The organism is Stenotrophomonas beteli (genome assembly GCF_001431665.1).
GTDB lineage: Bacteria > Pseudomonadota > Gammaproteobacteria > Xanthomonadales > Xanthomonadaceae > Stenotrophomonas > Stenotrophomonas beteli.
In genome coordinates, this window is record NZ_LLXV01000021.1 from 115,797 (window position 1) to 126,518 (window position 10,722).

General features: G+C 64.6%; 11 protein-coding genes and 1 tRNA gene. 3 read left to right on the top strand and 9 right to left on the bottom strand.

Annotated elements, in window-relative coordinates; genetic code table 11:
• Positions 1-14: 14 nt before the first annotated feature.
• Positions 15-1,391: a DNA repair protein RadA gene (gene radA / locus ARC23_RS04850; RefSeq protein WP_014646395.1), complete on the bottom strand. Its 1,377-nt coding sequence runs from the start codon at positions 1,389-1,391 to the stop codon at positions 15-17.
• A 149-nt stretch (positions 1,392-1,540) separates the two neighbouring features.
• Here radA and ARC23_RS04855 point away from each other — a divergent pair, with 149 nt between their 5' ends.
• Complete coding sequence (locus ARC23_RS04855; RefSeq protein ID WP_057496182.1) at positions 1,541-3,598, top strand: putative bifunctional diguanylate cyclase/phosphodiesterase; 2,058 nt, start codon at positions 1,541-1,543, stop codon at positions 3,596-3,598.
• A 178-nt stretch (positions 3,599-3,776) separates the two neighbouring features.
• On the opposite strand, the gene cyoD is transcribed toward ARC23_RS04855, so the two are convergent.
• Genes cyoD through cyoA form a run of 4 tightly spaced genes read right to left on the bottom strand, consistent with a single transcriptional unit; the run spans position 3,777 to position 7,793 of the window.
• Positions 3,777-4,118, bottom strand: coding sequence for a cytochrome o ubiquinol oxidase subunit IV (gene cyoD, locus ARC23_RS04860; RefSeq protein WP_057496183.1), 342 nt, complete (start codon positions 4,116-4,118; stop codon positions 3,777-3,779).
• Entirely contained in the window at positions 4,118-4,756 is a 639-nt protein-coding gene (gene cyoC, locus ARC23_RS04865; RefSeq protein ID WP_057496184.1) for a cytochrome o ubiquinol oxidase subunit III, read from the bottom strand. The genes cyoD and cyoC overlap by 1 nt, the downstream gene beginning before the upstream one ends.
• Positions 4,753-6,750, bottom strand: coding sequence for a cytochrome o ubiquinol oxidase subunit I (gene cyoB, locus ARC23_RS04870; protein ID WP_057496185.1), 1,998 nt, complete (start codon positions 6,748-6,750; stop codon positions 4,753-4,755). The genes cyoC and cyoB overlap by 4 nt, the downstream gene beginning before the upstream one ends.
• Before the next feature lie 2 nt (positions 6,751-6,752).
• Entirely contained in the window at positions 6,753-7,793 is a 1,041-nt protein-coding gene (cyoA, locus tag ARC23_RS04875; RefSeq protein WP_057496186.1) for a ubiquinol oxidase subunit II, read from the bottom strand.
• Positions 7,794-8,102: 309 nt separating this feature from the next.
• On the opposite strand from cyoA, the gene ARC23_RS04880 reads away from it, so the two are divergent.
• Complete coding sequence (locus tag ARC23_RS04880; RefSeq protein ID WP_057496187.1) at positions 8,103-8,738, top strand: GyrI-like domain-containing protein; 636 nt, start codon at positions 8,103-8,105, stop codon at positions 8,736-8,738.
• Positions 8,739-8,751: 13 nt separating this feature from the next.
• On the top strand, positions 8,752-9,087 hold the full coding sequence (locus ARC23_RS04885; RefSeq protein ID WP_057496188.1) for a hypothetical protein: 336 nt from the start codon (positions 8,752-8,754) through the stop codon (positions 9,085-9,087).
• 107 nt (positions 9,088-9,194) lie between these two features.
• Here the strand turns inward: ARC23_RS04885 and ARC23_RS04890 are convergent, their stop codons facing one another.
• From ARC23_RS04890 to ARC23_RS04905, 4 genes are all read right to left on the bottom strand, one after another.
• Positions 9,195-9,482 carry a hypothetical protein gene (locus ARC23_RS04890; RefSeq protein WP_152985206.1) on the bottom strand — a complete coding sequence of 96 codons (288 nt, stop codon included), beginning with the start codon at positions 9,480-9,482 and terminating at the stop codon, positions 9,195-9,197.
• 84 nt (positions 9,483-9,566) lie between these two features.
• A complete protein-coding gene (locus tag ARC23_RS04895; RefSeq protein ID WP_152985207.1) occupies positions 9,567-9,908 on the bottom strand; it encodes a hypothetical protein in 342 nt (113 codons plus the stop codon).
• A 479-nt stretch (positions 9,909-10,387) separates the two neighbouring features.
• A tRNA-Thr gene (locus tag ARC23_RS04900) sits at positions 10,388-10,463 on the bottom strand.
• A gap of 59 nt (positions 10,464-10,522) precedes the next feature.
• Positions 10,523-10,714 carry a hypothetical protein gene (locus tag ARC23_RS04905; protein ID WP_152985208.1) on the bottom strand — a complete coding sequence of 64 codons (192 nt, stop codon included), beginning with the start codon at positions 10,712-10,714 and terminating at the stop codon, positions 10,523-10,525.
• Positions 10,715-10,722 lie beyond the last annotated feature (8 nt).

Consider the following 10,722-nt stretch of genomic DNA (forward strand, 5'->3'; position numbering starts at 1 on the left):
CTACAGGGCCGGCCTCACGCCGCGTCGATGGCCTCGGACAGGCGCTCGACCGCGATCACCTCCATGCCCTTCACTGAACCGCCTTTGGGCGCATTGGCCTTGGGCACGATCGCGCGCTTGAAACCATGGGTGGCGGCCTCGCGCAGCCGGTCTTCACCATTGGGCACCGGGCGGATCTCGCCGGACAGGCCAACCTCACCGAAGGCGATGGTCTTTTCCGCCAGCGGACGGTCCTGCAGCGAGGACAGCACGGCCAGCAGCACCGGCAGGTCGGCGGCGGTCTCCTGCACCCGGATGCCACCGACCACGTTGACGAACACGTCCTGGTCACCGACCAGCACGCCGCCGTGGCGATGCAGCACCGCCAGCAGCATCGCCAGCCGGTTCTGTTCCAGGCCCACGGCGACGCGGCGCGGGTTCGACAACGGCGAGGCATCGACCAGCGCCTGTACTTCGACCAGCAACGGCCGGGTGCCCTCGCGGGTGACCATCACGCAGCTGCCGGGCTGGTGGGTGCTGCCCCCGGACAGGAAGATCGCCGACGGGTTGGACACTTCCTTCAGCCCCTTGTCGCCCATCGCGAAGACGCCCAGTTCATTGACCGCACCGAAGCGGTTCTTGAACGCGCGCAACAGGCGGAAGCGGCTGCCGCTCTCACCTTCGAAGTACAGCACCGCATCGACCATGTGCTCGAGCACGCGCGGGCCGGCGATGCCGCCCTCCTTGGTGACGTGGCCGACCAGGAACACCGCGGTGCCGGTTTCCTTGGCAAAGCGCACCAGCCGTGCCGCGCTCTCGCGCACCTGGCTCACCGAGCCTGGTGCGGCGGTCAGGCTCTCGGTCCACAGGGTCTGCACGGAGTCGGCCACGATCAGCCGCGGGCCGGCCTTGGACGCATGCTGCAGGATCGACTCGACGCCGGTCTCGGCCAAGGCATTGACGCCATCCAATGGCAGCTCCAGCCGATGCGCGCGGCCGGCCACCTGCGCCAGCGACTCCTCGCCGGTCACGTACAGCACCGGCAGTTCGGCCGCCATCTTCGCCACCGCCTGCAGCAGCAGGGTCGACTTGCCGATGCCCGGATCGCCGCCCACCAGCACCACGGCCCCTTCCACCAGACCGCCACCCAGCACCCGGTCGAATTCACCGATACCGGTGCTGACCCGGCGGTGCTCGGTCTGCTCGACATCCTTCAGCGCGGTGATCTTCGGCGGATCGATCTTGCCGGCCCAGCCGGCCCGTCGCGAGGCGGGCGCCTTGGCTGCGGCGGCGCTTTCCAGGACGATTTCCGACAGCGAATTCCAGGCATTGCACTCGGTGCACTGGCCCTGCCACTTGCTGAATTCAGCGCCGCATTCATTGCAGACGTAGGCGGTACGGGCTTTTGCCATCGGGTGATTTCCTGCAGCGGGAGCGAGCGTGGCAGGATAGCCGAGCCGGGTCGCAGGTGCTGCGACCACTCAAGTCCTGCCCACCTGCGCCGATAGGGGTCGCGGGCGTGCGCCTTGCGGGCGCCCCTTCCTCTCCCACTGGATTCAACATGACTGGCAGTTACAGTCAGAGCCTGGTCATCATCTCCCTGCTGGTGGCCATTCTTGCTTCGTACACGGCGCTGGACATGGCCGGGCGGCTGGCCACGGCCGAGGGCCGCGTGGCCCGCTGGTGGCTGGCCGGTGGCGCGGCGGCCATGGGCCTGGGCATCTGGTCGATGCACTTCATCGGCATGCTCGCCTTCGACCTGCCGATCCCGGTGGGTTACGACCTTGGGATCACGCTGTACTCGCTGGCGGTCTCGATCGGTGCTTCGGCCTATGCGCTGTGGCTGGTGTCGCGGCCCAGCCTGCCGTGGCGCCGGCTGCTGGCCGGTGCGGTGCTGATGGGCCTGGGCATCGCCACCATGCACTACCTGGGCATGGCAGCGATGCGCATGCAACCCGGCATCGACTACCACCCGGGCTGGTTTGCCGCCTCCGTCGCCGTGGCCATCGGCGCCGCTGGCGCCGCTCTGTGGATCGCATTCCGCCTGCGCGCCGAGCAGCGCCACACCCTGCTCCTGCGCGCGCTCGCATCGCTGGTGATGGGCCTGGCCATCGTCGGCATGCATTACACCGGCATGGCCGCGGCGCGCTTCCCCGAAGGCAGCATCTGTGGCGCCGTCGGTAGCGGTGGCATCGACACGCGCTGGCTGGCGGTGCTGGTGATCGTGACCACCGTGGCCACGCTGGGCATCGCCCTGGTCGCCTCGCTGTTCGACCGGCAGATGCGCGTGCGCACCGGCCTGCTGGCCGACTCACTGGCGCATGCCAACGACAAGCTGATCCAGGCCGCGCTGCATGATCCACTGACCCAGCTGCCCAACCGCATGCTGCTGCAGGACCGTATCGAGCAGGCCATCGAGAAGGCGCGGCGCCGCAATCATGCGGTGGCAGTGATGTTCTGCGATCTGGACGGTTTCAAGGCAGTCAATGATGCCTATGGCCACCAGCTCGGCGACCGCCTGCTGGTGGCGGTGGCGCAGCGCATCGGCAGCCTGCTGCGGCCGCAGGATACGTTCGCCCGCCTCGGTGGCGACGAGTTCGTGATCGTGCTGGACATCGATATTCCCGACGATGCGGTGGTGGTGGCCGAGCGCATCATCGCCGCTGCCGGCGAACCGTTCGCGCTGGATGCGGCCGAACTGCAGGTGAGTGCCAGCCTGGGCATCGCCCTGTACCCGGATGACGCAAGCAATGAGCGTGAGCTGATGGCGCACGCCGATGCGGCGATGTACCACACCAAGGAAACCGGGCGGAACGGCTACACCTTCTTCACCCCGTCGATGCAGCTCAGTGCCAACCGCCAGCTGCGCCTGCTGCAGGACCTGCGCAAGGCGATCGCACGCGGCGAACTGGTGCTGCACTACCAGCCCAAGTTCCCGGCCGCCGGCGCCCCGGCCACCGGTGCCGAGGCGCTGCTGCGCTGGCAGCACCCGGAACTGGGCCTGCTGGCGCCGGACGTGTTCATTCCCATCGCCGAGCGCAGCGGACTGATCCTGCCGATCGGCGACTGGGTGCTGGACCGCGCCTGCGCGCAGCTGCGCGCGTGGCACGACGCCGGGCATGCGCAATGGACGATGGCGGTGAACCTGTCGCCCCTGCAGTTCGCCTCGCCAGCGCTGCTGGGCAGCGTGCGCGAAGTGCTGCAGCGGCATCGGATCGAACCGGCGCGGCTGACGCTGGAGATCACCGAAACCACCGCGATGAAGGATGTCGATGCCAGCCTGGCGATCCTCAACGACCTCACCGCGATGGGCGTGCACATTGCCATCGATGATTTCGGTACCGGCTATTCCAGCCTGCTGTACCTCAAGCGCATGCCGGCCACCGAACTGAAGATCGACCGCGCCTTCGTGCACGATCTGGAATGCAATGCCGAAGATGCGGCCATCGTCTCCTCGATCATCGCGCTGGGCCGCACCCTGCAGCTGCAGGTGGTGGCCGAGGGCGTGGAGACGCAGGCGCAGCGCGAGTACCTGAGCGCACTGGGCTGCGACCAGCTGCAGGGCTACCACCTGGGCCGGCCGATGGAGGCCGACGAGTTCCTGCGCCGGGTGGGGTGAGACCCCGGGTCGGGGGTCGGATCCCTTGCCGCAGGCAAGGGCTCTGACCCCATGCACGTGTGCTGTGGATCTCCGGGCCGGCATTACCCCCTGGCATGCGTTGCACGTGCTGCCCTCTACCCGCCAACAGAAAGGCCGCCCGAGGGCGGCCTTTCTGCGTGGCAACGTCGCCAGGACGTCAGTGCATCATGTGCACGTTCATGTTGTGCATGACCCACAGGGTACCGACCACGATGATGCCGATCACCACCACGGTGAAGGCCGCGGCGTTGACGTTCCAGCGGCTTTCCGAGGAGCGGTCCAGGTGCAGGAAGAACACCAGGTGCACCAGCATCTGCAGGACCGCGGTGATGGCGATCACCACACCGCTGACGGTGCGCGAGAAATCACCCGACATCACCGTCCAGAACGGGATGACGGTCAGCACCACCGCCAGCACGAAGCCGATCAGGTACGACTTCACGGTGCCATGGCTTTCGCCGCCGGTGCCGTGGTCGTGTGCATGGTTGTCATGTGCCATTACAGCGCTCCATTGAGGTAGACGACGGAGAACACGCCGATCCAGATCAGGTCCAGGAAGTGCCAGAACAGGCTCAGGCACGCCATGCGGGTCTTGTTGGTCGGGGTCAGGCCGTACTTCTTCAGCTGCACGAACATCACCAGCAGCCACAGCAGGCCGGCGCTGACGTGCAGGCCGTGGGTACCCACCAGGGCGAAGAACGCCGACAGGAAGGCACTGCGGTCCGGACCGTAGCCCTGATGGATCAGGTGCTGGAACTCCCACACTTCCATGCACATGAAGCCGAAGCCCAGCAGCCAGGTGATGGCCAGCCACAGGTACATCTGGCCCATCTGCTTGCGGTGCATGGCAATCATGCCCAGGCCGAAGGTCAGCGACGAGGTCAGCAGCAGCGCGGTTTCCCACGCCACGAACGGCAGCTCGAACAGGTCCTTCGCGGTGGGACCACCATCGGTACCGCCGGCCAGCACCACGTAGGTGGCGAACAGCGAGGCGAAGATGAGGCAGTCGCTCATCAGGTACACCCAGAAACCAAAGACGGTGTTGCCGCCGGTGTCGTGGTGCTCGTGGTCGTCATGGCCATGGGCCGCCGCGTGCGCGGCGTGCCCGTGGCTCAGGGTCGAGGTATTGGTGCTCATGCCTTCAGCTCCGACTTCACCAGGCCCTGGGCTTCCAGGTGCTTGCGGTGTGCGTTCTCGATGCGTTCCACCTCGGCGGCCGGGACCCAGTAGTCCACGTCCTGGTCGAAGGTGCGGTAGATGAACGTGGCGATCATGCCGACGAAGCCGACGATGGCCAGCCACCAGATGTGCCAGATCATCGCGAAGCCGAACACCAGGCTGAAGGCACCGATGACAACGCCCGTGCCGGTGTTGCGCGGCATGTGGATGTCGGTGTACTTGGCCGGCTTCGGCCAGGCTTCACCACGCTGCTTGCGCTCCCAGAAATCGTCCAGCTCGGTGACTTCCGGCAGGGTGCCGAAGTTGTAGAAGGCCGGCGGCGAAGAGGTTTCCCACTCCAGCGTACGGGCATCCCACGGGTCGCCGGTCAGGTCGACGGTCTTCTTGCGGTCGCGGATCGACACGGCCACCTGGATGATCTGGCACAGGATGCCGGCGCCGACGATGAAGGCACCCGCAGCGGCGATCAGCAGCAGCGGCTCGTAGGCCGGATTGACCGTGCTCTGCAGGCGACGGGTCATGCCCATGAAGCCCAGCACGTACATCGGCATGAAGGTCACGTAGAAGCCGATGAACCAGCACCAGAACGCGCACTTGCCCCAGAACTCGTTGAGGCGGAAGCCGAACATCTTCGGCCACCAGTAGGTGATGCCGGCGAACATGCCGAACACCACGCCGCCGATGATGACGTTGTGGAAGTGGGCAATCAGGAACAGGCTGTTGTGCAGCACGAAGTCGATGGCCGGGATCGCCAGCATCACGCCGGTCATGCCGCCGATGACGAAGGTGACCATGAAGCCGATCGTCCACAGCACCGGGGTGGTGAAGTGCACGCGGCCACGGAACATGGTGAACAGCCAGTTGAAGATCTTCACGCCGGTCGGGATCGAGATGATCATCGTCGTGATGCCGAAGAAGGCATTGACGTTGGCACCCGAGCCCATGGTGAAGAAGTGGTGCAGCCACACGATGAACGACAGCACGCCGATGCAGGCGGTGGCGTAGACCATGCCCTTGTAGCCGAACAGCGCCTTGCGCGAGAAGGTCGCGATGACTTCGGAGAACACACCGAACGCCGGCAGGACCAGGATGTACACCTCCGGGTGACCCCAGATCCAGATCAGGTTGATGTACAGCATGGCGTTGCCGCCACCGTCATTGGTGAAGAAGTGCGTACCCAGGTAACGGTCCAGGGTCAGCAGCACCAGGGTGATGGTCAGCACCGGGAAGGCAGCGACGATCAGCACGTTGGTCACCAGGGCGGTCCAGGTGAACACCGGCATCTGCATCAGCTTCATGCTGGGGGTACGCATCTTCAGGATGGTAATGAAGAAGTTGATACCGCTCAGCGTGGTACCCAGGCCTGCGACCTGTAGGCCCCAGATGTAGTAGTCCATGCCGACGCTTGGACTGTATTCGATGCCCGACAACGGCGGGAACGCCAGCCAGCCGGTGGCCGCGAACTCACCGATCCACAGCGACAGCATGATCAGCACCGCGCCCGCCACGAACAGCCAGAAGCTGAGCGAGTTGACGAACGGGAACGCGACGTCGCGCGCACCGATCTGCAGCGGCACGGCCAGGTTCATCAGGCCGGTGATCAGCGGCATCGCCACGAAGAAGATCATGATCACGCCGTGGGCGGTGAAGATCTGGTCGTAGTGGTGCGGCGGCAGGTAACCCTCGGACCCGCCGACGGCGAGCGCCTGCTGGGTACGCATCATGATCGCGTCGGAGAAGCCGCGCAGCAGCATGACGAAGGCGACGATGAGGTACATCACGCCGATCTTCTTGTGGTCCACCGAGGTGAACCACTCCTTCCACAGATAGCCCCACAGCTTGAACTTGGTGATCAGGGCCATCACGCCCAGGCCACCCAGCACCGCGCCGACCAGGGTGGTCAGTACGATCGGATCGTGGGGGATCGACTCAAGAGAGAGTTTTCCCAACATGTTCATTCTCCCGAACCCGCGTGGCCGGCATGGCCTGCGTGTTCGTGTTCGGTGGCGTCCAGGTTCTCACCCGACTCCTTGGAATCATGCGCGTCACTGGGGGCGTGACCCTCGTGCGCTTCATGGGTGGCGGCATCGGCAGCGGCGGCACCGGCGTGTTCGTGCTTCATGCCGTAGTGCTTGTTGTCGCCCATGTGCTTGGCGATGACCCAGTTGAACAGGCCTTCCTCGGTCTTGCCGAAGTAGGTGACCGGGTACCACTCGGCGTTGCGTGCTTCACCCAGGGCCTTGAAGGAGGCCTTGTCCAGGGTCTGCTCGCCGGCGCGGACCTGGTCCAGCCACTGGCGGTATTCGGCATCGGTGACCGAATAGGCGGTGAAGTGCATCTTGGCGAAGCCTGCGCCGCTGTAGTGCGAGGACATGCCCGGGAATTCACCGGTCTCGTTGGCGATCAGATGAAGCTTGGTCTCCATCGCGGCCATCGAGTAGATCATGCTGCCCAGGTGCGGGATGAAGAACGCATTCATCACCGTGTCGGACGTGATCTTGAAGTTCAGCGGAGTGTTGACCGGGAACTTGATTTCGTTGACGACCGCCACCTTCTCTTCCGGATAGATGAACAGCCACTTCCAGTCCAGCGAGATGGCCTCGATGGTGACCGGCTTGACGTCCGATTCCAGCGGCTTGTACGGGTCAAGCGCGTGCGACGAACGCCAGGTCAGGACCGCCAGCACCAGCACGATCATGCAGGGAATGGACCACACCACCACCTCGATCGCCGTCGAGTGGGACCACTTCGGCTCGTAACGGGCCTTGGTGTTGGAGGCGCGATACTTCCACGCGAAGGTCAGGGTCATGATGATGACCGGGATGACGACCAGCAGCATGAGCACGGTGGCCGTGATCAGCAGGGTCTTCTCATCCTGGCCGATCTGGCCCTTCGGACTGAGGATGGCCACCGCATCGCAGCCGGTGAGCATCACCAGCAGCGACAGCAGCAGGCCCGGGCGCAACCAGCGCCCAAGGGTTTTCAACGGAATCATCGGTCGATCCAATTGCGAGGGAATGCCGTTCCCCGTCCTGCCCGCTCCAGCAAAAGCCGGTCCCACCGGTCCGAAGGACAGGCAGGGAGGTGGGGTCGAGTCAGCCTTTCAATTTTAGGCCGTCACCCACCATTTAAGAAAGACATTGACAATGATCGGGCGCAGGAAAGGCCCGATTCTGACTGCGACACGTTGTCGCACCGCGCAGGCCCGGCGGGCGTTCCGCCCCCATTGGGCAAAGTCATCTGAACCTGTTCAGGCGTGCTGGCGGGGGCCCGGCATGGGATGCTCGGCGCAGGAGGAAGGCCCATGGACAAGATCGACTTCAAGAAGCGCGACCGGGCGCTCTATCAAGCGCCCGCCGGCAGGTTCATACGGGTCGATGTACCGCCCTTGCCCTACGTGATGGTTGATGGTCGCGGCGACCCGAACACCGCCCCCGCCTACCTGCAGGCCGTGCAGTGGCTGTATGCGGTGAGCTATGCACTGAAGTTCGCGCTGAAGGCCCTGGGCCGGGATTACGTGGTGCCACCGCTGGAGGCGCTGTGGAGCGCCGATGACCCGGCCAGCTTCGTCGCGCGGCGGAAGCAGGAGTGGGCGTGGACCGTCATGATCCGCACGCCCGAGGGCGTCAGCCCTGCACAGTGGCAGGCCGCCCTCAGCACGGCGCGCGCGAAGCTGGGGGATGCGCCGCCCAGCCTTCGCCATGACATCCTTGCAGAGGGTCCCAGCCTGCAGACCTTGCACGTGGGCGCCTACGACGACGAAGGCCCCACCCTGGCGCATCTGCATGACGAAGTGATGCCCGCACTGGGTTACACCTTCGCCGGCCCCCATCATGAGATCTACCTGAGCGACCCGCGCAGGACCGTCGCGGCGCGGTTGAAAACCGTGCTGAGGCAGCCGGTGCGCCCGATGAAGCCTGATGAGGATTCCCGCACATGACACAAGGAACGCCATGCGCCTGATCAACCGGCTGCTGCACTGGACCACCCTGCCCGCCGCGCGCCATGTGATGGTTGTGTTCGGGATGCTGCTGGTGATCGTGCTGGCCTGCAATCCAGATCTGCTGCCGTTGTTGCCGGTGGTGGACGCGCTCGGGCTGGACGTGCTGATGCTGCTACTGGGTGCGCAGGTGGTGGCGGTATTGCCTTGGGTGCGGGAGCGGGCCGCGCACGGGACCCGCGTGCTTGCACGCCTGCTGATCGGCGCATCGGCGGGGGCAGCAGGTGGTTATCTCCGGCAGCTCGCGTGGTGGCTGGCACGGGGTGCGGTGATGCCGATGCACCGATAGAGCACTGCATCGGCCCTTTGGCGGGATCACTTAGCGCCGGGCTGCTCGCCGACACGATGGCCTCAATCCCCGCTTCCGCCCCTATTCCCAGGGCGGGCGGCTTGGCTTCAGACGGGCCAATTCGTCCTGACCAGATCCGCCTCGAAGACTTCACCATCTTCAATGTAGAGCTGCACGCCCCTGTCCGATGACAGGCAAATGTCCAGGACCCACACCTGCGGCGCGCCTGCAAGCGCATCACACAGATCGCCCGTGGACACCGTCGCCGGGCCGTTCTCCATTCGCCCTCGAAGTACGCTCAGCATAGTGGATGACGCGGTTCCCGAAGGCACATCCAGATGCGATACCAGCCACATTTCATCTGCATCAAATGCGCCCCTCAGTACCTCACTCACCCTATTCCCGGTAATCGGAAAGCTCCATACCGTCGTCATCATTCCCGACCCTCGACATACCCGCGACGTTGACACTTCGGCCACTCAGGCCGACCAGCAGTACAACGGACTTCCAAAGACGCCGTGCGCGCCAAGATGCCCTGCCCCCGGGCCCCAGAAGGCATAGAACAGATCGTCTTCCGGGCGATACACCAACCAGCGGCCGCCCTCCTTCGCAACGCACAGCCCGGATATCTCCTCACCCTCATCAAATCCCGGAATACCTGGCGCCATTACCACCGCGGACAGTTCAAATGGCTGACATGCATTCCGCCTGATGTCCTCCGCAAGCTCATCAAAACAGCGCCTCGAATTCCCGCCAGCACTCACGTAGACGCCGGATCCATCTGTCAGGCGCGACTCCAAAGTTTCAGCGAGCTTGTTCATCCATTCCCCCTCTCCGGCGGCAGCGCATCGCTCGAGCATCATGAACGAATCCATCAACGTTGTCGCAGAGGCGGTCGGATAGTCCTTCCATCCGTGATCTGACCACCGGCCACGGGCTCGTAGGGCTCGTAGGGCCCGTAGCCATATTGTTGGATTACATTGCCATTGATGTCTCCCTCGGCCACAACCGAGCCCAGGGCGTCCGTGTGGATGCCTGTCACCTTGGCCCGGGCAATTACGGATGACGACACGCCAAGGTCAATGAGCAGCACACAGCACAGCCAAGCGCCTGATACTCCCAGCTTCCGAATTCGACCTTCAATGCCCCTGAAGCGGGTCGACCCACCGCCTGCAGTTCGCCCGAACCTTCGCATCCGTCCACTCATTGAAAGTGCCGGGCACCACGGGTTGCCGGCCAGCGGTCGGGCACTACCAGGGCATAAAAAAAGCCCCGACCAAGGCCGGGGCTCTTCTACAACTGGTGCCGGAAACAGGAGTCGAACCTGCGACCTACGCATTACGAATGCGCCGCTCTACCAACTGAGCTATTCCGGCCTAGCAGGGAATTGTAGGGGGTGCCGGTCAGCAGGTCAATCGGAGCCGGCCCGCAGACGCTATCCCTGCCCCCCTCTGCCACGACGGATCGACTGCACGGTCAGAAAAACAAAGAACAGGCAGAAGAACACGAATCCAGTCAGGGCAACGTCGTGCATGCCGCCCAGCTGTCCGCTCATGGCCCGGTTCCACAGGTAGCGGACCGCCAGGATGATGATCAGCAGCACCACCACCAGATTGACCCACTTCATTTTGGCTC